This is a genomic window from Amycolatopsis sp. NPDC114505 (assembly GCF_055633615.1).
Genome location: NZ_JBVKDV010000001.1, coordinates 3,361,449 through 3,382,285, shown reverse-complemented (window position 1 = coordinate 3,382,285; position 20,837 = coordinate 3,361,449). Strand labels below are relative to the sequence as shown.

Here is a 20,837-nt window from a genome sequence, read left to right as displayed (position 1 = left end):
GAGTAATGCATGCGGAATGTCGCGGTAGTCCTCGGGGGATCATACGGCAGAACTTGCGTGATGGTTCCCGTGCAATATTGCAATCAGACTACCCTGGTTCCTTGCGCTGACTCATCCTGGTAACGCATTCCCCGGGAGGAGGACCGCTCATGTTCGACGGCTTTCCGGAGGTCATCGGAACGGCTGCCCGATCGGCGGGATCGGACGGCGAAACCCGCTTCGTGCCTGATCAGCGGCGGGAGCTGAACCTCGGCGCCTCCTCACCGGTCCAGGCCCTCCGCTCGGTGGGCAGGCGGCAGGCGGTGCACCGGACGATCCTCATCGTGGACGTCGAGGGGTTCGGGAACCCGCAGCGGACGAACCCCGACCAGGTGGCGGTCCGCAGCGGGGTGTACCGGGCGCTGCGGGTGGCCTTCGAAGCGGCCGGGATTCCCTGGGACCGTTGTGACGTCGAGGATCGCGGGGACGGCGTGTTCGTCCTCGCCGGGGCGGACGTGCCCAAGGCCGCGTTCGTCGAGTCGCTGCCGAGGGCCTTGGCCACGGCCCTGCGCCGGCACAACAGCACGCACCTGGGCCCCGAGCGGGTCCGGCTGCGGATGGCGCTGCACGCCGGCGAGATCACCTACGACGAGTTCGGGGTCACCGCGAAGTCGATCAACATGGCGTTCCGGCTCCTCGACGCACCACCGTTGAAAGCCGCCTTGGCCGGCTCGCCCGGCGTGCTGGCGCTCATCGTCTCGTCGTGGTTCTTCAACGAAGTGGTCCGGCACAGCTCGATCGAAGACGCGACCACCTACCGGCACGCCGAGGTCACGGTCAAGGAGACGGCGGTGGGGGCCTGGATCTGCCTGCCCGACCACCCCTACGCGCCGGACGACGCGCCCGGTCCGCCGCGAGCCGGCTCGGCGCCGGTACCCCGGTTGCCCGCCCGGCCGAGGTCGTTCACCGGGCGGACCCGGGAACTGGCCGAGCTCACGAAGTCGTTGCCCGCGACGGCGGACGGCGCCACCCCGATCGTCGCGATCGTCGGCATGGGCGGCATCGGGAAGACGTGGCTCGCACTGCAGTGGGCCCACGAGAACGCGCACCTGTTCCCGGACGGGCAGCTGTACGTGAACCTGCGGGGGTTCGACCCGTCGGGCACGCCGGTGGAACCGGTGGCGGCGATCCGCGGATTCCTCGACGCGCTGCGGCTGCCACCGGGGTCGATCCCGCTCGACGCCGAGGGACAGGCGGCGCTGTACCGGGACACGACGATGGACCGGCGCATGCTGGTCGTGCTGGACAACGCCAGGGACAGCGTCCAGGTGACGGCGCTGCTGCCCGACAGCCCCACGTGCACCGTGGTGGTCACCAGCAGGAACCAGCTGACCGGGCTCCTCACCACCCACGACGCCCGGTCCCTGACCTTGGACGTGCTGGACGCCCCGGAAGCCGGTGAACTGCTCGCGAAGCGCCTCGACCCCGTGCGGGTCGAAACCGACCGGGCCGCGGTGGACCTGCTGGTGACCTACTGCGCCGGCCTGCCGCTCGCGCTGGGGATCGTGGCGGCCTACGCGGCGACCTACTCGGACCTTTCGCTGGCGTTGCTGGCGGCCGAGTTCGGCGAGGCGTCGGCCCGGCTGGACGCGCTCGACGGCGGCGAGCTCGCCTCGAACCTCCGCGCCGCGCTGTCCTGGTCCTACGAGGCGCTCGAACCCGACGCGGCCCGGGTGTTCCGGCTGCTCGGCATGGCGCCGGGGCCGGACATCGGGCTGCCCGCGATCGCGGCGCTGACCGGGCTGCCGGCCGGCCGGGTCACCGCCCTGATCCGGCAGCTCGAGAACGCGCACCTGGTGCAGCGCCAAGGCTCGCCCCGCTACCGCATGCACGACCTCGTCCGCCTCTACGCGGGAGAGCGGGCCGCGGAGTCGCCGTCAGGTGGGACGCAGTCGTTGCGGCGGCTGGTCTGCTTCTACGTCCACGCCGGCCACGCGGGCGAACGGATCCTGTACCCGCACCGCAAACCGATCGACGTCGGCGACCGGCCCGACCACTTCGCCGTCCCGGCTTTCGCCGACGACGCCTCGGTCCTCACCTGGTTCGACACCGAGCACGCCGGGTTGCTCGCCGCGCAGCGGGCCGCGGTCCGGCACGGCTGGCCGGAGCTCGTCTGGCAGCTCGCCTGGACGGCACACGGCTACCTCGTGCGCCGCGGGCACCTGCACGAGCAGCTCACGACCTGGGGTGCCGCGCTCGGCGCGGCGGAGGAACTGGACGATCCCGAGCTCGAAGGGCACGCGCACCGCCTGCTCGATCAGGCGTACGCGCGGGCCGGGATGCGGGCCGAGGCATCCTGCCACCTGCACCGCGCGCTCGGCCTGGCCAGGGAAATCGGCGACACGCACGGCGAAGCCCGCGCGTACTACGACCTCTCCTGGGTCTGGCGGCAGCTGGACGACCGCCTGGCCCTGGACTACGCCGACCTCGCGCTGCGGCTGTTCCGGACGTTGGACAACCCGGTGTGGGAGGGCGAAGCGCTCAGCATGATCGGCTGGTACCAGGCGCTGCTCGGTGACTTCGGGCCGGCCAAGACCTCGTGCGAGCAGGCGCTGGCCTTGTTCGTCCGGCACGGCAACCGGCAGGGCCAGGCCGTCACGCTGGACTGCCTCGGCTACATCGAGCAGCACCGCGGGCGGCACGATCGCGCGCTGGTCTGCTTCCGGGAGTCGCTCGAGCTCTGCCGGGACATCGGTGCCACCTACTACGAGGCGGACACCCTGGACCACCTGGCCGGGACGTACTCCGCGCTGGGACGGCACGCCGAGGCCCGTGAGGCCTGGTTGCGCGCTTTGGCGCTGAGCCGCGCCCAGCACCGGATCACCGATGCGAACCGCATCACGCGACAATTGGCGGACATCGACCGCGTGACACCTTGGCGCCCGGCGTCGGACGCGCCGATCGCACTGCACGGGTGAGCAGCGAAAACAGCGGGTTCGATCGGCGCGAATTCGCCGTTCGAACTCGCCCGCTGCTCCGAACAGAGCAAACCCGAAACCGCTTCCCGGCACCTGCAACTTGCAGATTCGTGTTGCCGACTGGCGCCTTTTCCGGGTTCACGGTGGCTTCTCCTCCCGCAGATCAGATTCATCTCAGTCACGCCGAGCAGCGATCCAATTGATGCGAGCTGCGGACCGGAGGAAGAAATTTCCCTGACGGGACCGGCGTGTATACACTCCACACGGGAGCGCGCAATTCGTACGTTCTCTTACTGGTATATACCGCGCCAAGGAGCAGGAATGGCCCAGAAGGTCCTCGTCGAGATGCTCGACGACATCGACGGCACACCCGCCGCGCACACCATCCCGTTTTCCCTCGACGGCGTCACCTACGAGATCGACCTCTCCGACGAAAACGCGGCCTCCCTGCGCGACGAACTCGCCCGCTACATCAGCGCCGGCCGCCGCACCGGTGGGCGCAAGGTCCGCGTCGCGACCGGCCAGTCGACCACGACCGCCACGGACCGCGAACGCAACCAGCAGATCCGGGCGTGGGCCAACGCGAACGGCTACGAAGTCTCCGAACGAGGACGCCTGTCCTCCGAGGTGACCGCCGCGTTCGACGCCGCCCAGGCGCAGGAAGCCGAGCCCGCCAAGGCGGCACGCAAGCGCGCGCCCCGCAAGAAGGTCGCCGCCGCGCGGAAGTGACCGCCGTGCCGGGAGATCACTGGGGAGAGATCACCGAGACCCGCCCGTCGGCGACGAGGACGAATCACCCTCGTCGCCGACGGAGGACAGTTCACCGCTAGCGCGCCCGCGTTTTCGGCGGCGCGGAGAACGTCGTCGCCGAGCCGCCCGAGGAATCGGCCCGCGGTGGCGAGCCGGATTCCGGCCGCCGTATCGGTCCCGAAGACGCCGGCCCCGGGGTTTCGCGCTCTCGCTGACGTTCGGGCACCTTCCGCCAAGGCGTCCGCGAATACCACGCCCGACGGCAGCCTCGCACCGAAGCGGGCCCTTCCACACCATGGCCGAGGCATACCGATGAGGCACCACGGAAGCTTTCCCACCGCCTCTTCAATTCTCAGCCCGAAGCCGGCGACGTCGGCTCGTCCGGGACGACGACGAGGCTGACGACGCGGCGGATCCGGCCCTCCCTGGCGTTGCCGACGCGCGACACTACCGCCCGCTCGATCTCCTCGACCATCACCTCGAACTCTTCGTCGGTCAGCCACACCGCCGCCTGGCGGTAGACGACGCCGTCCGCGACCGGGTCGGCGTCCGGGTGGGCGTGGTAGCGGTCGAAGTCCCCCATCAACGAGGCCGCGAACGTCGTGAACGCGCGCAGGTGGTCCTCGCGCGACATCGCCGCGCGCGCCGCCGGGTCGACCACCGCCTCCTCCTTGTGGACGCGGTAGCTGCGTTCCGTCGTGCCGCGCACCCGCCGCTCCTCCGCCACCTCCAGCACCCCCGCCTCGGCCAGCACCGCGATCTGGCGGTACATCGTCGCGGGCGCGACGTCGGGGATGCGCTCGCGCAGCTGCGCCGTGGTCAGCGGATCGGCGTCGAACAGCGCCTGCAGGATGCGCATCCGGACCGGATGCAGGAGGAGGTCCGCGGTAGCCATGGACGAATGTTCTCACATGCGATACCGTTCTCACAGATGAGAACATTTGCATGATCGAGAATGATGGGAGACGCACCATGCGGGACGTCGACATGACGGTCACCGCGGACGACGGGCTGCGCCTGGCCGGCACCCTGACCCTGCCCGCGGGCGCCGGCCCGCACCCCGCCGTCCTGCTGCTGCACGGCTCCGGGCGCCTGGACCGCGACGCCAACACCGGCCGGCTCCGCATGGCCTACGGCGCGCCACTGGCGGCCGCCCTGGCGGAGGCAGGGATTGCCACGTTGCGCTACGACCGGCGCGGGGTCGGCGCCACGCCCGGCGACTGGCGGGCGACCGGGTTCACCGACAACCGCCGCGACGGTGCCGCCGCCGTGCGCGCACTGGCCGGGCGGCCGGACATCCGCGCGGACGCCGTCGGCGTCGTCGGGCACAGCGAAGGCGCTGTCCATGCCATGTCGCTCGGCGCGCACCCGGACGTCGCCGCGGTCGTGCTGCTGGCCGGGTTCGCCCGCCCGGGCGAGGACGCCCTGCGCCGGCAGGCCGGGATGATCGCCCGCGACCTCCCCGCGTTCACTCGGCCGGCGTTGCGCGCCTTCGCCGGGCGGCAGCTGACCCGGCTCAAGACGACGGACACCGACGTCGCGCGCGTCGCCGGGATCCCGGTGAACGCGCGGTGGCTGCGCGAGCTGCTCGCCCACGACTCACGCCGGGACCTGGCGAACATCCGGGTCCCCGTCTTGGCGATCACCGGCGAGAAGGACATCCAGGTCGACCCCGCGGACCTGGACGTGATCCGCCGGCTGGTGCCCGGCGAGGTCGAGGTCCACCGGATCGCCGACCTCACCCACCTGCTGCGCCGCGACCCCGGGCGGCCGTCGATGCGGTCGTACTCGCGGCAGCTGCGCCGCCCGGTCGACGCCGACCTGCTGGCCCAGGTGTCCGGCTGGCTCGCCGGCCGGCTCCGGAAGAACTGACTCCCCCGATTCCGCATTGTCCCCGGGCTTCGTGCTGCCCATTTTCCGAACGAAAGGCAGAAGTGGTGACCATCAAAGAGAAAAGCGGTCTCGCGCTTTTCTGGACCGTCACGTTCACGACGAGCTGGGCTTTCTGGTTCGTCGCGATCCTGCTCGGCGGACCGCCGACGAGCTCGCCCACCGTCGTCCCGTACCTGCTCGGCGGGTTCGGCCCGGTGATCGGCGCGATCGCCGTCCGGGTGCGCCGGGCCCGCCGCGGTGAACCCGCCCCGGCGCACACCGTGACGTCCCGGCCCGGCGCACGCTGGCTCTGGGTGATTCCCTTGCTGCTACTGGCATCGGCGACCGTCGTGGCGGCCGCGCTGCTCGCGCAGGCCCTCGGCGGTCCGGCGCTGGACCTGACGGCCGGACGGAACCTGATCGCGACCGTCGGCGGCCTGGGTCCGTTCCTGGTCAGCATGCTGATCGCCGGCCCGCTGGCCGAAGAACCCGGCTGGCGGGGGACGGCCCACCCCCGGCTGCGCGGGTCGATGACGCGCCTGCGGGCCGGCCTGCTGCTGGGTGTCGTGTGGGCCGCGTGGCACCTGCCGCTGTTCTTCATCCCCGGGACCGTCCAGGCCGCGTTCGGCCTGCTCAGCTGGAGCGGGCTGCTGTTCACGCTCAGCGTCGTCCCGATGGCGCTGCTGACCGGTTACGCCTACGAACGCGGCGGCGTGCCGGCGTCGATCGCGGTCCACTTCGGCGTCAACACGACGGTCGCGCTGCTGACCGTCAGCGCACCGGTGACTCAGGCGCTGGTGCTGGCGGTGCAGGTTGTCGTCGCGCTCGCATTGCCGCGGCACGAACCTGTTCCCGCCCCGGCAGCCATGCGCACAGCGCCGTCGCGATGAGCGCGAACCCCGTCGCCCACCAGAACGCGACGGGGAAGCCGGACTGCTCGAGGATGACGGCGAGCACCGCGGTGCCGAACGATCCGCCGATCTGCTGCGAGATCCGGGTCAGGACGCTCGAGTGGGCGATCTCGGCACGGTCGAGCCCGACGTAGGACGCCGTCATCACCGGCATGGTGACGGCGCCGAGCCCGATGCCGCGGACCAGCAGCCACAGCGCGAGCAGCCGGCCGTCACTGGTCGCGTCGGCGAAGGCGAACGGCACGGTGGCGGCCGCGACGACGAGGAAGCCGACGACGGCGATCGAGCGAGCTCCGATGCGGTCGGTGAGCGGGCCGGCGATCTGCCGGCTGAGCAGTGTCCCGATCCCCTGCGGCACGAGCATCAGCCCGGCGGCCAGCGCGCTCGCCCCGCGGAGCTGCTGGTAGTAGAGCGGCAGCAGCAACATCGCCCCGTACAACGAAAAGCCCGACAGGAACAGCACCGAGGACGAGGATCCGACCGAACGCGCGGCGAGCAGCCGGATGTCCACGAGCGGGTCGCGGCGGCGCAGCGCGTAGAACGTGAAGGCGACGAGGAAGGCGACGCCGGCGACGAGCGGCGCGAGGACGTCGAGGTGGGCGAATCCGTCCGCGGAGCCGGCGTTCGAGAGGCCGAGGATCACGGCCGTGATCCCCGGGGCCAGCAGGGCGAGCCCCCGGACGTCGAGCCGGGGGCGCGCGGCGGTGGCGGCGGGCGGGTCGTCGGCGAGGTAGCGGGCCGCGAGGATCAGGCCGGCGACGCAGAAGGGCACGTTGACCCAGAACATGAAGCGCCAGCTGAGATCCGTGATGATCGCGCCGCCGGCGAGCGGGCCGAGGATCGGCCCGAGCAGGGCGGGCAGGGCGACCCAGGTCGTCGTGCGGCCGAGCGCGCGGCCGCCCGCCGCCTGCATGATGAGCGTCGTCATCACCGGCAGCATCAGCCCGCCGCCGAGGCCCTGCACGACGCGCCAGCCGATGAGCGAACCCGCGTCCCACGCGGTGCTCGAGCCGACCGAGCCGGCGAGGAACACGGTGAGGGCGAACATCCAGACCCGCTTGCCGCCGAAGCGGCCGAGCGCCCAGGTGCTGAGCGGCACCGCCGCGCCGAGCGCGAGCATGTAGCCGGTGCTCACCCACTGGATCGTCGAGACCGGCACGTCGAGGCTGGTCGCGAGCTGGTGGAGCGCGACGCTGACGATCGTGGTGTCGAAGACGACCGCCAGCGCGCCGACGACCAGGATCAGCGCGGTCTGGTGGCATGGCTGCCGAGACGACGTCCGAAGGGGTCAAACGCCGACGCCGGGGAACCGAGCTGGAGCACGCGCTCCTCACCGCGGCCTGGGAAGAGCTGGCGGAGGCCGGTTTCGCGAAGCTGACGATGGAGTCGGTCGCGGACCGCGCGAAGACGGGGATCGCGGTGCTCTACCGCCGCTGGCCGAACAAGGACGAGCTCGTGCTCGCCGCGATCCGCCACTACGGCGACACCCACCCGGTCGCGATCCCGGACACCGGAAGCCTGCGCGAGGACCTGCGGGTGCTCCTCGGGAACATCAGCGCGGGCCGCAACGAGCTCGCGGCGCTCGTCGGAGCGACGTTCGCCGGCCTCCACGACAGCACCGGCCGCACCCCGGAGGACATCCGCCGCGCCCTCCTCGGCGACGGCCCGTGGCGGTCCTACGAAGTGTTCCGCCAGGCCCACGACCGGGGCGAGATCGACCTCGCGCGGATCCCGCGGGACGTGCTCGACCTGCCGTTCGAGCTGATGCGCCACGACATCCTGATGACCCTCCGGCCGGCGTCCCCCGAGCGGATCCGGTCGATCGTCGACGACATCTTCTGGCCGCTCGTCGCGCCGAAGTAGCCGGTCCGGCAGCGGGTGGCCACCCGGGTCACCCGCTGCCGGTGGTTCACTCGGTCATGAACTCGGCCGGCCGCAGCGCGCGGCCGACGATCCGGACGTCGCCGATCCAGCCGTGGAACACGTTGTCGAGCGCGCCGCCGTATTCGTGGCCGCCCAGGAGCCAGGTGAGGCCGAGGGACGCGATGCCGACGGAGTCGGTGAAGGGGTTGTCCGCCACCGGGGAGCTTTCGACGTAGACCGTGGTGCGGTGCCCGTCGTTGACGACCGCGATGTGCCACCACTGGTCCTCGGCCAGGCCGTGGCTCCAGTTGGTGGTCGGGTAGGTCTGGCTGAGCGGGTAGCAGTTGAACTGCACCTCACGACCGTTGTTCGTGGTCATGAGCTGGGCCACCGGCTCCTTCGGGTCGGTGTTCTTGCCGTGCTTGCCCGCGTCGCCGGACGCGCCTCGGCGGACCAGGACGGGCATGTTGCCGTTGGTGCCGCCGTCCCAGTCGCGCGGGATCTTGACGAACGTCTCGATGGTGTAGCCGCGCTTGAACGTCTCGGTGTTCAGCGGCGCCCGCGAGCCCGTCGTCAGGTACGCGCCGTGCACCGGGCTCCGGCCGCCGACGAACCGGAGGCTGGCGTGGCCCGGCTGGTCGGGGTGGTGGTCGTCGGTCCAGGTCAGCGCGTCGGGGGCGGTGCCGGCGACGGACTGCAGCGTGAGGTCGTTGCCGTGGCCCGAGAGGTCGCGCACCTGCTGGCTGGCGGTGACGGCGCTGCCGTTGGCGCCGACGTTGTCGAAGCGCCAGTACGCGAGCGTGCCCGGCACGAGCACCTTGTTCGCGGGCCGCGCCGGGCGGACCGGCACGGGGATGAAGCCGGCGAAGCGCCGCTCGAAGTCGAACGGCATGGAGAAGCGGTCGACGGAAGTGGTGAGCCGCGACTCCAGCACCTCCATGCGGTTGCGCTTCGCGGGGTCCTTCTCGAGGATCCACGGCGAGATCGTCTCGACGTCGATCGTGTCGCGCTCGAGGTCGAAGTGGTACAGGCGCAGCATGCCGCCGCCGCTCATGTACCGGTTCTGGTAGTTCGTGATGTGCAGGTGCACGTCGTTGCCGGCGGTGTTCTTCTTCGTCATCCGGCCCGAGGGCCAGTAGTGGCCGTTGAGCGTGAGGAAGACCTGGTCGTTGTCCTTGATCAGCGAGTCCCAGACGGTCTGGCCGTAGCCGGTGATCTCGGCGTTGTTCTCGGCGTCGCCCGATTCGTACGGGTAGACCTCGTCGCCGTAGGTCGGCGCGACGATCTCGTGGCAGGTGAGGATCACCGGCAGCTTCGGGTGCTTCTTGATGACATCGTTGGCCCAAGCGAAGCCCGCGGCCGACGTGCGCCAGTCCATGGCCAGCAGCAGCCACTCGCGCCCGGCGGCGCGGAAGACGTGCGCGGTGTTGTAGCCGCTCGCGTCGGAGCCGAGGAACGACTTCTGCCGGCGGAACCGCTGCGGCCCCATCGTCTGCAGGTACGGCGTGGTGCCGCGGGTGTCGTCACCGGAGACGTCGTGGTTGCCCGCGAGGACGCTGTAGGCGACGCCGGCGGAGTCGGCCGGCTTGAAGGTCTTGTCCACGGCCTGGAACGACGTGACGTCGGCGTCCTGCGTCAGATCGCCGAGGTGGGCCAGGAAGACGACGTTGTTGTCCGGTTTCCCGCTGTTCTCGATCACGTACCGGAGCGAGGCTTCCTGCGGCTCCGGGTTGATGCTGTTCTGGCTGCCCCAGTAGAGGTACTGGGTGTCCGGCATCACGGCGACGGTGAACTGGAGGCTCTCGCCATCCGGGTTCCACCTTCCTTTGTTCCCACTGGTGGCGCTGTCCGCGCTGATCGCGGTGTCGGCTCCGGCCGGTGCGGCGCCGAGCGCACCCAGCGCCGTCGCACCGACACCGGCCAAGCCCGCGTTGCGCAGGAAGGACCGTCGGTTCGGGCCCGCCTGGTTTTCGCGCATGATGTGCCTCATTCAGGTTTTCGGGGAGAATTCTCCAGCGCCCCGGACGCTATGCGCGCCTGCTTGAGCCCATGCGAACACCAGGTGGCCTGTTCACGGCGACAATTCCTGTCCCGTGATCGCCGGCCCCGGCTCGCCGTCGCGCAGCTCCAGCCCGGACCCGCCCGCGCCGGCGTCGGTCCTGGGCGTGACGATGCGTACCCCGCCGTGCGACGGCCGGGCTTGCGCCGGGCGCCGGTGCCGGAATGACTCATGGGACAGCACGTTCGGCAAGTCGCCGCTCGATGCGGAGGTGGCAGCGCCCCGGGGATCGCCGGCCCGAACGTCGTGAACGAGTCCTGCCGAGACTCTGCCGGGACCTCAGGGCCGCTCCTAGTCCATCCCACGCTTTCCGGGCGTCCAAAACGGCTTGACGACGACCGAGCGGCGCAGCCAGCCGCGGTCCTGCACCAGGTGACGGCGAGCCGCCTGGCACGTGCGGGCCTCGCCGGCCACGTACGCGATGCCCGGCTCGGCCGGCAGGTCCAGCGTGGGGAGCGTGGCGAGGAGGTTGTCCGTCCAGGTGACCTCGCGGGGCATCGGCAACCGGTCGGCCGCCTCGATGACGCAGTGGACCGGCGCGTCGGCGGCCAGTGCGCGCATCATCGCGCCGAACGCCACCGACGCCGTCGCGTCCCCGGCGAACAGGTGGTACGGCGCGCCCTCCTGCGGTACGAGCCGGCCCTCGGGCTTCAAGAACGACACCTGGCGGCCCGGGCGGACCTCGCGGGCCCAGCGGGCGCCCGGCCCGGCGCCGTCGTGGTCGAGGACGCACAGGTCGAGGTGGTCGCCGTAGTCCCAGATCGAGTAGGTGCGCAGCGTCAGCGTGCCGACCCGGACCCGGATGTGCTGGCCCGGCGTCCAGCGCAGGCCGGGCACCCCGGTGAGCCGGAGCTCGCCCGGCGGTTCGGGGTGGCCACGCACGTGCTGCGGCACTGGGAAAGCGTGGGCCTCCTCGCGCCGGCCAGGGCCGCCGGCGGGCAGCGCCGGATCGAGGAGGCGCAGGAGCTGATCGAGCACGCGCTGGAGTGCCCGCTCAAGCTCGAGGACCGGCAGGAGATCGCCGGCCGCATCCCGCCGCCGTGATGAGTTGTCGCGCCCGCTCCCGTCTTACCTGTGACGGGACACGACGAGGCGGAAGGATGACGTGATGAGCGCGCAACCACGGCAGGCGGAGCCGGGCGAGGTCGACGAGCCGACGTTTTCGGGGCTGACCGCGCGGCACCGGCGGGAGCTGCACGTGCACTGCTACCGGATGCTCGGGTCGTTCGAGGACGCCGAAGACACCGTGCAGGAGACGTTCCTGCGTGCCTGGCGACGGCGGGAGACCTTCGCGGGGCGCTCGACGTTCCGCGCCTGGCTGTACCGGATCGCCACCAACGCCTGCCTGGACCTGCTGGCCAAGTGCCGCCCGGAGCCGGCGACCGGCGGCGAGGTGCCGTGGTTGCAGCCCTACCCGGACCGGCTGCTGGACGAGCTGCCCGCGGGCGACGCGGACGAGCCCGAGTCCGTCGCCCTGGCCCGGGAGACGATCGAGCTGGCCTACCTGGTCGCGGTCCAGCACCTCGCGCCACGCCCGCGGGCCGTGCTGATCCTGCGCGACGTGCTCGGCTGGCCGGCCAAGGAGGTCGGCGAGCTGCTCGGGGACTCCGTCAACTCCGTGAACAGCGCGTTGCAGCGAGCCCGCGCCGGCCTGCGAGCGCACCTGCCGGCCGAGCGGCAGGACTGGACCGGAGGTGAGGAGGACGCCGGGACGCGCGAGCTGGTGCGCCGCTACACCGAGGCCAGCGTGGCCACCGACGTCGCCGGGCTGGCCGCGCTGCTGCGGGACGACGTCCGGTGCTCGATGCCGCCGACGCCGGGCCTGCACCTCGGCCGCGAAGCGGTGGTGAGCGACTGGGTCGAGAGCGGCTTCGAGAGCATGACGGGGCTGCGCGCGGTCGCGACGTCGGTCAACCGGCAGCCCGCTGTGGGGTTCTACCACTGGCGGCAGCAGGAGGGCGCGTACCTGCCGCTGACGATCGACGTCCTGCGCGTCACGGGCGGAGCGATCGCCGAGATCATCACGTTCCACGACGACCGGTTCCCGCGGCTCGGACTGCCGGAGCGCCTCCTGGCGGACGGCACGGAGTAGTCCGGCGGCCGCGGCGGAGTGGTACGGCGCGTTCGGCTGGAGCCGCGCGGCTCCGGCACCGGCGTCCGCACTCCCGGCCGTCGCGCGGCGAGGGTACGGACCGCTGCCGGCGCGCCTACCCCAGCTGGTCGCGACGGCGCGTCAGATACGCGGTCTCCGCCGTGTTGCCCGCCAGCTCGATCGCCTTGTCGTACGCCGCGCGGGACTCGTCGCTGCGGCCCAGGCGGCGGAGCAGCTCCGCGCGGGTCGCGTGCTGGGCGTGATACCCCTCCAGGGTGTCCCCCAGCCCGTCGATGGCCGCCAGTGCCACGTCCGGGCCGTCCAGCTCGGCGACCGCGATCGCGCGGTTGAGGGCGACCGTCGGTGCCGGGTCGACGCGGACCAGCTGGTCGTACAGGGCGACGACCTGGGACCAGTCCGTGTCGCCGATCTCGCGGGCCGACGTGTGCACCGCGTTGATCGCCGCGAGGATCTGGTAGCGGCCCGGCGGGATCCCGGCGGCGGCCGCCGCGAGGCGCTCGCGCACCAGCCCGTGGCCCTCGGCGATCAGCGTCGCGTCCCACTCCCCGCGGTTCTGCTCGGCCAGCGGGACCAGCTCACCGCCGGCCGAGACGCGGGCCGGGCGGCGGGCCTCGATGAGCAGCATCAGCGCCAGCAGCCCGGCCACCTCGCCGTCGTCCGGCAGGAGGCCCCGGATCAGGCGGGTGAGCCGGATCGCCTCGGTCGTCAGGTCGTGGCGCACCGGGTCGGTGTCGGGGCCGGTGGCCAGGTAACCCTCGTTGAACACGAGGTACAGCACGGCGAGCACACCGGAGACGCGGGCGGGGAGGTCTTCGGCGGACGGCACCCGGTACGGGACGCGCGCCGCCTTGATCTTGGCCTTCGCGCGGGTGATCCGCTGGCCCATCGTGGCTTCGGCGACCAGGAAGGCGCGGGCGATCTCGGGCACGGTCAGGCCGCCCAGCATGCGCAACGTCAGCGCCACGCGGGCTTCCGGCGCCAGTACCGGGTGGCAGCAGGTGAAGATCAGCCGGAGCCGGTCGTCGTCGATGGCGCCGAGCGGCTCGGCCGGGTCGCCGTCGTACGCCGACTGGGCTTCCTGCTGCTTGTCGTCACGCTTGTTCTCGCGCCGGATCCGGTCGATGGCCTTGCGGTTGGCGGTGGTGGTCAGCCAGGCGCCGGGGTTGGGCGGCACGCCGTCGGCCGGCCACCGCTCGACGGCGGTCGCGAACGCCTCCGCGGCCGCCTCCTCGGCGATGTCGAGGTCGCCGAAGCGCCTGGTCAGGGCGGCGACCACCCGGGCCCACTCCTCGTGGTGGGCGCGGGTGATCGCCGCACGGACGTCGCTCACGCGCCCTCGACCAGGATCGGGCGCACCTCGATCTTGCGGTTGCAGGCCTTCGACCCCTCGGTCGCGAGCTTCAGCGCGACATCGAAGTCGGGCGCCTCGATGATCCAGAAGCCGGCGAGGTACTCCTTGGACTCCACGAACGGGCCGTCGGTGAGCACCGCCGCCTCGCCCCGGTTGTCGATGACCGCGGCGTCGCCGGGCAGCCCGAGCCCACCGGCGAACACCCAGTTCCCCCCGGCGCGGAGTTGGTCGTTGAACACGTCGATCGCGGCCTCCTCCTCCGGGACGGCGACGGCGACCTGGTCGTGGACCACGGAAAGCAGGAACTGCATCCGGAAACATCCCCTCTGGTGTCAGGATCAACCAGGCCAGAATGCCACTGCCGGGTTTCCGCCCTTCCCGCGACCCCGGCGGCGGGCCACCGCGGAATCGGCCGGAATCGGCCGGAATCCGTCCGGAAAAGGGACATTTATTCGTCGTGATTTCTCCGGCGGGGCACCGACCGAGCCTGACTGCCGTTCGCGGTCTCGATCGCCCGCTCGACGAGGTGGTGGTCGGGCGAGAGGTGACAGACCGGGTCGGTGCGCGACGCGTCGCCGGTGAGCTGGAACGCCTGGCAGCGGCAGCCGCCGAAGTCGACGTCGCGCCGGGCGCAGCTCCGGCAGGGATCCGGCAGCCAGTCCGTTCCCCGGAACGCCGTCATGACCGGTGCCTCGGACCAGATCCGGTCCAGCGAGTCCGCCCGCACACTGGCTCGCGGCAACGGCAGGGACTGCGCAGCCGGGCACGGCAGGACGTCACCGTTCGGCGCCACGGTCAGCTGGCGCGACGCCCAGCCGCCCATGCAGGGTTTCGGGTAACGGCCGTAGTAGTCGGGCAGGACGTAGAGGACGTCCATGCGGTCCCGCAAACGTTCGCGCGCGGCCCGGACGACGGCCTCGGCGGCGTCGAGCTGGGACCGCGCCGGCAGCAGCGCGTCGCGGTTGCGCCAGGCCCAGCCGTAGTACTGGGTGTTGGCCAGCTCCACCCGGTCCGCCCCGACGTCCTCGGCCAGCGCGAGCAGCTCGGCGACGCGGTCGATGTTCCGCCGGTGCAGCACCACGTTCAGGGTGAGCGGCCAGCCCAGCTCCTTCACCAGGGCCATGGCCTCGATCTTGCGCCGGAAGGACGGGGTCCCGGCGATCCGGTCGGACCGCAGCGGCTCGTCGGCCTGGACGCTGACCTGCACGTGGTCGAGCCCGGCGGTGCGCAGCCGCTCGGCCCGGGACCGCGAGAAGCCGACGGCGCTGGTGACGAGGTTGGTGTACAGGCCGAGCCCGTGGGCTTCGGCGACGATTTCGGCGAGGTCGCGCCGCAGCAGCGGCTCGCCACCGGAGAGGTGGCACTGCAGGACGCCCAGGTCGCGGGCCTCGCGCAGCACCCGCCGCCACTCGCCGGTGGTCAGCTCGTCGGAGTAGCCGCCCAGGTCGAGGGGGTTGGAGCAGTACGCGCAGGCCAGCGGGCAGCGGTAGGTGAGCTCGGCCAGGAGCCCGAAGGGGCTATCCATCGGCGAGCTCCACGCAGCGCCGGGCGGCGAGCCGGGTCAGGAACCGCCGCACCTCGTCGCCGGGGACGCTCCCGTACCGCACCTGGAGCTCGGCCACGATCCCGGCCACCGTGCGCTGCCCGTCGCACAGCTCCAGGATGTCCGCGCCGGTGCCGTTGAGCACCACGACCGTCTCGGGCAGCAGCAGGACGTGCCGCCCCCGGGCCCGGTCGAAGCCCAACCGGACGTGGCGCGCCAATCGGGGACGATCCACTGTGGACACTTCGGGCACGGTCACTCCGGATGGGCTCGGTCGATGGCGGCCATCGGGCTTTCGCGCGGGGAGGGCGCCGGACCCATCGGCCCGGCGCCCCGGCCGCTAGTCGTCCAGCAGGCCGACGTACATCGTCACCTCCGGTGCGACGGCGATCTCGTCGAACTCCGGCGTCTCCCACACCACGACTCCGGACTCCATGGCTTCACCTCCTCCGCCCCGTTGCGCGGGCAGCCCTACGACGTTTCCGGGAGGGCGAAGACGATCAGGGCGCTGCCGTGGCCCGCGCCGAGCATGCCGGGCAGGAACCCCTCGGCCCAGCCGCCCCAGCCGACCGGCACGGCGATGTACTGCCTGCCGTCGACCGAGTACGTCGTCGGGCTGCTGTGGTGCCCGCTGCCGCACTGGAACTGCCACAGCAGCTCGCCCGTGCGGGCGTCGAGCGCGTTGAACTCACCCGACGGCTCGCCGGCGAACACCAGGTCACCACCGGTGGCGAGCGTCGACGCGCACATCGGGAGCTCGTTGCGCCAGCGCCACTTCTCCTCGCCGGTCGCGTCGAAAGCGCTTACCGAGCCGGCCATGTCGTCGATGTCCACCGCGACACCCGCGCCCCAGTAGGGGATGCTCTCCCGGAACTCCCGGCGCCGCCGGGTGGCCGTGGCCCCGGTGTCCTGCACCGGAACGTAGAAGAGCCCCGTCTTCGGGCTGTAGGACGCGTGCGTCCACTCCTTGGCACCGGCCGGACCCGGGTAGAAGTGGACCGGCTCGCCTTCCTTCTCCGGGTACACCTTGGCCGTGACCTTGCCGTCGCGCGTGATCGCGCCCCACGTGATGCGGTCCACGAAGGGGGTGATCCGCACGAGCGAGCCGTTCGTGCGGTCGAGGACGAAGAAGTAGCCGTTCTTGTCGAAGTGCCCGAGCAGCTTGCGGCCGTCGTGCTCGAACAGGATGCACTCGGCGATGCTGTCGTAGTCCCACAGGTCGTGCGGCGTGCACTGGTAGTGCCAGCGGATCCGGCCGCTGTCGACGTCGACGGCGACGATGCTGTCGGTGTAGAGGTTGTCGCCTTCCCGGACTTCGCCGTCGAAGTCGGGCGCCGGGTTACCGGTGCCGACGTAGAGCAGGTTCGTCTCCGGGTCGAACGTGCCGGTGAGCCAGCAGTTCGCGCCGCCCCGCGCCCAGGCCTCGCCCTCGGTGGGCCAGGTCTCCGAGCCGGGTTCGCCGGGTTTCGGCACCATGTAGCAGCGCCACTGGTGGTCGCCGGTCTCGAGGTCGAACGCGTCGAGGTGACCGCGCACCCCGAACTCGCCGCCGGAGCTCCCGACGATGACGAGGTTCTTCACGACCAGCGGAGCGACGGTGGCGCTCTCGCCGGCGCGCACGTCGCCGTAGGTCTTGGCCCACACCCGCTTGCCGGTGGTGGCATCGAGGGCGACCAGCCGCGCGTTCGCCGTCACGAAGTAGACCTTGCCCGCGGCGACCGCCACCCCGCGGTTGACGTTCCCGCAGCACAGGGACACGTCGAACGGGACGGCGTGCTTGTACCGCCAGATCTCCACGCCGGTCTTCGCGTCGAGCGCCCACACCCAGCCGTCCCAGCCGGAGAGGAACATGACGCCGTCGACGACGATCGGCGCGGCTTCGAAGGAGTAGGTCGACGCGCCCGCGATCAGGCCGGTCGTGCCGGCCTGGAAGATCCACGCGGGGACGAGCCGCTTGACGTTCTCGGTGCTGATCTGGTCCAGCGTGCTGTAGCGCTGCCCGTCGTAGGCGCCGTAGTAGGTGATCCAGTTGTGCGATTCCTCGCGGGCGTTGAGGATGCGCTCGTACCCGAGCCGGGCCACCACCGGCGGCGCGACCTCACCGCCCGCGACCTTGCCGCTCAGCGTGCCCTGGTCGATGGCCTCGCCCGCGTCGACGTACTCGACAGTCATGTCCTGTTCCTCCCTACGGCCGCGGCTGCTGGGGCCGGTCGAGGCGGGCTTCCGGCGGCGCGTCCCCGAGGACGACGATCGCCCCGGTCAGGCCCCGGCCCTCGTCGTTGCCCGTCGGCGAGCTGAACCAGTAGTACCCCGGCCCGTCGAGGTCGAGCGTCGCGCGACCCCGGGAATGGTTGACCAGCCAGAGGAACTTGCGGTCGCCGTTGCTCGGCAGCAGCGCGCAGTGGGTGTTCCGGTCGTCGTTGATGATCTCGAGGTCGATCTCGCCGCCGCGCGGCATGACCAAAATGGACGGATCCCAGGTCAGCTCGTCCGGGTTGATCCGGATGGTGGCCTGCAGCCGGCCGTTCCGTCCCTCGACGGCCTGGCCGATGGTGCCGGTGCCCAGCACCGCGCCCAGCGCGGCCTTGTTCTGCGCGTCCAGCCCGATCTTGTTGAGCAGGTCGGTACGCTCCTGAATGCTCGTCATCGGCCTTTGTCCTCCTCGCGCCGATTTCGTGCCGGAACAAAGCACGGTACGCCGGAGCCGGCCGGCGAACGGGGCTCGCACCGCTCGTCAGCGACCGGCTACCGTTCACAGCCGATCGGGCCCCACTGGCGGTCGAGGTGCACGAAGAAGTCGTTGCTCAGCAGGCCGATCCGGGACGTGAAGACGCCCGGCGGCGACTGCCCGTGGTTCGCGCGCTCGACCAGCCGCCGCTCCGGGTTCGGCGCTTTTCCTTCGTAGCCGCGGAATCCGTCGGAGAACGGTGCGAGCACGGCGAAAGACTCCGCGTCGGTCCACTCCTGTGTCGCGTTCCCATTGGGTCGGCCCCGGCGGGGTGCTTCCGCAGCACCGTCAGGTCGAGCCGGTCCGGCCACCACGCGCGCACGCTGTCACCCACGCCGGACCTCCGGGTCTCAGAGGTGCAGCGCGCGGCGCACCGCCGGCGCGTTCCGGCGGGAGACCGGCACCAGCTCGTCCGTCCCGTCTTCCATGACGAGCCACAGCTCGCCCTTGTGCCCGCGCTCGACCTCCCGGATGCGGCTGAGGTTGACGACGTACCGGCGGTGCACCCGCAGGAACCCGTCGTCCGCCAGCTCGGTGTCGAGCTTGTCCAGGCTCGGTGACGCGGCCCGCAGACGCCCCTGCGCGGTCGACAGCCACACGTCGCTGCCCTCCGACTCCGCGAGGGAGACCTCCGGCAGCCGCAGCAGCACCATCCGGTTGTCCCGCACGCCGACCAGCCGGCGCGGCTCCTCGCGGGGACGCGCGGGCCGCTCGGCCGGGGGTAACTGCTCTCCTTCGGAGACGCCGAAGGAGATCAAGTGCCCGATCAGGTTCGCGGACGAGAAGACGGGCCGGATGCTGATCGCCGTCGGCTCGTCGGCGAGGTGGGTGAAGATCCGCGTCGAGCCGACCCAGCCGGGGTTGCCCGCCGCCTGTTTGCTGGCGTGCCGGGCGGCGGCGATCAGCTCCGGCAGCCCGGGGTTCCACCGCAGGGTCGCGTCGACGGCCGGGGTGGCGGCCGGGACGCCCATGAGCACGCTCGCCGTGTCGTCCGCGATCACCGCCTTGCCCGCGGTGTCGACCGCGGCCAGCGGCGCGCCGGAGCGGGCGCCGGCCTGGGTGTAGGCGGCGACCAGCTCGGCACCGCTGTCCCGGGCACGGCGTTTCAGCGCGCGCTGGGTCTTGGCGACCGCGTTCGCCAGCCAGCCGCCCGCGGCCGGGGGCAGCCGGTTGCGCCAGCAGGAGAGGTTCAGGCCCCCGATCGGTTCCCCCGTCACCACGTTCCGCACGGCGATGCCCGCGCTGACCCAGTGGTGGAACGCCTGGCACCAGTGCTCGGCGCCGCTGATCAGCACCGGGCCGTGCGCTTCCAGGGCCGTCCCCATGCCGTTCGTGCCCGCCGCGCACTCGGACCAGCAGAACCAGGGAGCCAGGTTGAAGTCGGTGGCCCGGGCCAGCGTCGCCTGGTCGCCCCACTCGGCCAGGATCCGGCCGGCGGCGTCGGTGACGCTGACGACACCGCGCAGGCTGCCCATCTCGTGCGCGACGGAGGCGGCGCGGAACCCCAGCTCGGCGAAGACGACGTCGTGCTCGGGGGTGTGGTCGCGGTCGCCGGCGGCGACCGGGGCTTCGGTCAGGTGGGGGTCGACCCGGTACCGCTCCCGGCAGCGGTGCCAGGAGATGGCCACGACGGGCCGGACGCCGGGGACCTGGTCCTCGCCGCGCACGAACCGCTCCCACGCCTCGAACACGGCGTCCCCACCGGGGTTCGCCGCGCTCCCGTCGAACCGACGTGCATCCATCATGGTGGGTAACCACCTTCGGCCTGTGACAGCTGTTTCGTCACCGCGTCACGATCGGTATGCCCACCGTAGGCTTCGCCGCGCGGTCGAGCACATCCCTCGGCCAGCGGAACCCGTACCGCCGATCGCCGCAGCCGGAACGCCGGATCCGGCTCAGCGGCAGGGTTCCTGGTGCGCCAGGGTGCACGAAACCTTGGCCCACACCGTCTTGCCGGCCACCGGCAGGTCGTCGCGGGAGCCCCACGCGGTCGCCAGCCGGTCGACGAGGTACAGGCCGCGCCCGCCGAAGCCGGTCCCGGCCGAAGCCCGGAGCCGGGGCGGGGTCGGGGAGTTGTCCTCCACCCCGATCGTCACCTCGCACGGCTCCGCGTGGCGCGTCAGCCGGAGCCGGCGCGCGCCGCCCGCGTGCTCGTACGCGTTCTGGACCATCTCGTTCAGCACCAGGAGGACGTCTTCGCGGTGCGGCTCGCCCAGGTCGCCCAGCTGCCGGGCCGCCCAGCGGCGGACGGCGGCGAGGTCGCCCGAGCCCGTGCCGTGGAGGTCGTACAGCGCCGGGTCGCCGTCTCCGGGGTGGCCGGTCATTCGGCCGGCAGGGCTTCGGCCAGGTCGGCGACGACGGGGATGAGCTCGTCGAGCCCGGTGATGTTCAGCGCGCGCTTGACGGCGTACTGGCTCGCGACGACCTTGACGCCCACGCCGCGTTCGCGGCTGCGGCGGTGGAGCCCGGCGAGGATGGTCAGCCCCGCGGAGTCGATGAACCCGACCTCGGTGAGGTCGACGACGACGAGCTCGGCCGCGGTGGTGTCCACGCTCTCCTGGGCGAGCTCACGGCGGAACTCGGGAGCCGTACCCGCGTCGATCTCCCCGGCGACCTCGACCACGTGGGCCGCGCCGGCCCGCCGGTGCGAGATGCGCAGGACCACCGGCTCGCCCTCGTCCACTGCTCGG

22 protein-coding genes are annotated in these 20,837 nt (G+C 71.9%); 7 read left to right on the top strand and 15 right to left on the bottom strand.

Going from position 1 to position 20,837, the window contains the following annotated elements; translation table 11 throughout:
* Positions 1-221: 221 nt before the first annotated feature.
* Positions 222-2,957, top strand: coding sequence for a tetratricopeptide repeat protein (locus ACZ7OU_RS16765; RefSeq protein WP_470255664.1), 2,736 nt, complete (start codon positions 222-224; stop codon positions 2,955-2,957).
* 321 nt (positions 2,958-3,278) lie between these two features.
* Positions 3,279-3,686 (top strand): histone-like nucleoid-structuring protein Lsr2, encoded by a 408-nt coding sequence (locus ACZ7OU_RS16760; protein ID WP_470241043.1) that lies wholly within the window; start codon positions 3,279-3,281, stop codon positions 3,684-3,686.
* 373 nt (positions 3,687-4,059) lie between these two features.
* Here the strand turns inward: ACZ7OU_RS16760 and ACZ7OU_RS16755 are convergent, their stop codons facing one another.
* The gene (locus ACZ7OU_RS16755; RefSeq protein ID WP_470255663.1) at positions 4,060-4,602 is read right to left on the bottom strand and encodes a helix-turn-helix domain-containing protein; all 543 of its coding nucleotides are present in this window, start codon (positions 4,600-4,602) and stop codon (positions 4,060-4,062) included.
* A gap of 77 nt (positions 4,603-4,679) precedes the next feature.
* Between ACZ7OU_RS16755 and ACZ7OU_RS16750 the strand changes: the two genes are divergently transcribed.
* Positions 4,680-5,579: an alpha/beta hydrolase family protein gene (locus tag ACZ7OU_RS16750; protein WP_470255662.1), complete on the top strand. Its 900-nt coding sequence runs from the start codon at positions 4,680-4,682 to the stop codon at positions 5,577-5,579.
* Positions 5,580-5,644: 65 nt separating this feature from the next.
* Positions 5,645-6,469 (top strand): lysostaphin resistance A-like protein, encoded by an 825-nt coding sequence (locus ACZ7OU_RS16745; RefSeq protein ID WP_470255661.1) that lies wholly within the window; start codon positions 5,645-5,647, stop codon positions 6,467-6,469.
* Here the strand turns inward: ACZ7OU_RS16745 and ACZ7OU_RS16740 are convergent.
* Positions 6,351-7,730 (bottom strand): DHA2 family efflux MFS transporter permease subunit, encoded by a 1,380-nt coding sequence (locus ACZ7OU_RS16740; RefSeq protein ID WP_470255945.1) that lies wholly within the window; start codon positions 7,728-7,730, stop codon positions 6,351-6,353. The genes ACZ7OU_RS16745 and ACZ7OU_RS16740 overlap by 119 nt on opposite strands.
* A 20-nt stretch (positions 7,731-7,750) precedes the next feature.
* Here ACZ7OU_RS16740 and ACZ7OU_RS16735 point away from each other — a divergent pair, with 20 nt between their 5' ends.
* A complete protein-coding gene (locus ACZ7OU_RS16735) occupies positions 7,751-8,353 on the top strand; it encodes a TetR/AcrR family transcriptional regulator (RefSeq protein ID WP_470255660.1) in 603 nt (200 codons plus the stop codon).
* A gap of 46 nt (positions 8,354-8,399) precedes the next feature.
* On the opposite strand, the gene ACZ7OU_RS16730 is transcribed toward ACZ7OU_RS16735, so the two are convergent.
* Positions 8,400-10,331 carry a LamG-like jellyroll fold domain-containing protein gene (locus ACZ7OU_RS16730; RefSeq protein WP_470255659.1) on the bottom strand — a complete coding sequence of 644 codons (1,932 nt, stop codon included), beginning with the start codon at positions 10,329-10,331 and terminating at the stop codon, positions 8,400-8,402.
* A 372-nt stretch (positions 10,332-10,703) separates the two neighbouring features.
* Positions 10,704-11,306, bottom strand: a complete 603-nt coding sequence (locus ACZ7OU_RS16725) for a siderophore-interacting protein (RefSeq protein ID WP_470255658.1) — start codon at positions 11,304-11,306, stop codon at positions 10,704-10,706.
* Here ACZ7OU_RS16725 and ACZ7OU_RS16720 point away from each other — a divergent pair.
* Positions 11,295-11,456 (top strand): MerR family transcriptional regulator, encoded by a 162-nt coding sequence (locus tag ACZ7OU_RS16720; protein WP_470255657.1) that lies wholly within the window; start codon positions 11,295-11,297, stop codon positions 11,454-11,456. The two genes, ACZ7OU_RS16725 and ACZ7OU_RS16720, sit on opposite strands and share 12 nt — an antisense overlap.
* 64 nt (positions 11,457-11,520) lie before the next feature.
* On the top strand, positions 11,521-12,504 hold the full coding sequence (locus ACZ7OU_RS16715; protein ID WP_470241052.1) for an RNA polymerase subunit sigma-70: 984 nt from the start codon (positions 11,521-11,523) through the stop codon (positions 12,502-12,504).
* 115 nt (positions 12,505-12,619) lie between these two features.
* Here ACZ7OU_RS16715 and ACZ7OU_RS16710 read toward each other — a convergent pair whose 3' ends face one another.
* The 11 genes from ACZ7OU_RS16710 to ACZ7OU_RS16660 all read right to left on the bottom strand — a co-directional run bounded on the left by ACZ7OU_RS16710 (position 12,620) and on the right by ACZ7OU_RS16660 (position 20,830).
* Positions 12,620-13,855, bottom strand: a complete 1,236-nt coding sequence (locus ACZ7OU_RS16710; RefSeq protein ID WP_470241053.1) for an RNA polymerase sigma factor — start codon at positions 13,853-13,855, stop codon at positions 12,620-12,622.
* Complete coding sequence (locus ACZ7OU_RS16705; protein ID WP_470241054.1) at positions 13,852-14,187, bottom strand: YciI family protein; 336 nt, start codon at positions 14,185-14,187, stop codon at positions 13,852-13,854. Before ACZ7OU_RS16705 ends, ACZ7OU_RS16710 begins: the two co-directional genes overlap by 4 nt.
* Before the next feature lie 137 nt (positions 14,188-14,324).
* Positions 14,325-15,401, bottom strand: coding sequence for a pyrroloquinoline quinone biosynthesis protein PqqE (pqqE, locus tag ACZ7OU_RS16700; protein ID WP_470255656.1), 1,077 nt, complete (start codon positions 15,399-15,401; stop codon positions 14,325-14,327).
* Positions 15,394-15,678, bottom strand: coding sequence for a pyrroloquinoline quinone biosynthesis peptide chaperone PqqD (gene pqqD, locus ACZ7OU_RS16695; protein WP_470241056.1), 285 nt, complete (start codon positions 15,676-15,678; stop codon positions 15,394-15,396). The genes pqqE and pqqD overlap by 8 nt, the downstream gene beginning before the upstream one ends.
* Before the next feature lie 81 nt (positions 15,679-15,759).
* Entirely contained in the window at positions 15,760-15,855 is a 96-nt protein-coding gene (gene pqqA, locus ACZ7OU_RS16690; RefSeq protein ID WP_470241057.1) for a pyrroloquinoline quinone precursor peptide PqqA, read from the bottom strand.
* A 35-nt stretch (positions 15,856-15,890) separates the two neighbouring features.
* The gene (locus ACZ7OU_RS16685) at positions 15,891-17,591 is read right to left on the bottom strand and encodes a PQQ-dependent dehydrogenase, methanol/ethanol family (protein WP_470241058.1); all 1,701 of its coding nucleotides are present in this window, start codon (positions 17,589-17,591) and stop codon (positions 15,891-15,893) included.
* A gap of 13 nt (positions 17,592-17,604) precedes the next feature.
* The gene (locus tag ACZ7OU_RS16680; RefSeq protein WP_470255655.1) at positions 17,605-18,066 is read right to left on the bottom strand and encodes an MSMEG_3727 family PQQ-associated protein; all 462 of its coding nucleotides are present in this window, start codon (positions 18,064-18,066) and stop codon (positions 17,605-17,607) included.
* 98 nt (positions 18,067-18,164) lie between these two features.
* Entirely contained in the window at positions 18,165-18,356 is a 192-nt protein-coding gene (locus ACZ7OU_RS16675; RefSeq protein ID WP_470255654.1) for a hypothetical protein, read from the bottom strand.
* Between the two features lie 141 nt (positions 18,357-18,497).
* Positions 18,498-19,892: a LytTR family transcriptional regulator DNA-binding domain-containing protein gene (locus ACZ7OU_RS16670; protein ID WP_470255653.1), complete on the bottom strand. Its 1,395-nt coding sequence runs from the start codon at positions 19,890-19,892 to the stop codon at positions 18,498-18,500.
* A 150-nt stretch (positions 19,893-20,042) separates the two neighbouring features.
* A complete protein-coding gene (locus ACZ7OU_RS16665; protein ID WP_470255652.1) occupies positions 20,043-20,471 on the bottom strand; it encodes an ATP-binding protein in 429 nt (142 codons plus the stop codon).
* Positions 20,468-20,830 (bottom strand): STAS domain-containing protein, encoded by a 363-nt coding sequence (locus ACZ7OU_RS16660; RefSeq protein ID WP_470241064.1) that lies wholly within the window; start codon positions 20,828-20,830, stop codon positions 20,468-20,470. Before ACZ7OU_RS16660 ends, ACZ7OU_RS16665 begins: the two co-directional genes overlap by 4 nt.
* Positions 20,831-20,837 lie beyond the last annotated feature (7 nt).

Bases quoted from the DNA above. Each gene is read 5' to 3' on its own strand.
- ACZ7OU_RS16760 (WP_470241043.1), top strand. From the start codon at position 3,279: ATGGCCCAGAAGGTCCTCGTCGAGATGCTCGACGACATCGACGGCACA.
- ACZ7OU_RS16755 (WP_470255663.1), bottom strand. From the start codon at position 4,602: ATGGCTACCGCGGACCTCCTCCTGCATCCGGTCCGGATGCGCATCCTG.
- ACZ7OU_RS16750 (WP_470255662.1), top strand. From the start codon at position 4,680: ATGCGGGACGTCGACATGACGGTCACCGCGGACGACGGGCTGCGCCTG.
- ACZ7OU_RS16735 (WP_470255660.1), top strand. From the start codon at position 7,751: ATGGCTGCCGAGACGACGTCCGAAGGGGTCAAACGCCGACGCCGGGGA.
- ACZ7OU_RS16730 (WP_470255659.1), bottom strand. From the start codon at position 10,331: ATGCGCGAAAACCAGGCGGGCCCGAACCGACGGTCCTTCCTGCGCAAC.
- ACZ7OU_RS16715 (WP_470241052.1), top strand. From the start codon at position 11,521: ATGAGCGCGCAACCACGGCAGGCGGAGCCGGGCGAGGTCGACGAGCCG.
- ACZ7OU_RS16705 (WP_470241054.1), bottom strand. From the start codon at position 14,187: ATGCAGTTCCTGCTTTCCGTGGTCCACGACCAGGTCGCCGTCGCCGTC.
- pqqE (WP_470255656.1), bottom strand. From the start codon at position 15,401: ATGGATAGCCCCTTCGGGCTCCTGGCCGAGCTCACCTACCGCTGCCCG.
- pqqA (WP_470241057.1), bottom strand. From the start codon at position 15,855: ATGGAGTCCGGAGTCGTGGTGTGGGAGACGCCGGAGTTCGACGAGATC.
- ACZ7OU_RS16685 (WP_470241058.1), bottom strand. From the start codon at position 17,591: ATGACTGTCGAGTACGTCGACGCGGGCGAGGCCATCGACCAGGGCACG.
- ACZ7OU_RS16680 (WP_470255655.1), bottom strand. From the start codon at position 18,066: ATGACGAGCATTCAGGAGCGTACCGACCTGCTCAACAAGATCGGGCTG.
- ACZ7OU_RS16670 (WP_470255653.1), bottom strand. From the start codon at position 19,892: ATGATGGATGCACGTCGGTTCGACGGGAGCGCGGCGAACCCCGGTGGG.
- ACZ7OU_RS16665 (WP_470255652.1), bottom strand. From the start codon at position 20,471: ATGACCGGCCACCCCGGAGACGGCGACCCGGCGCTGTACGACCTCCAC.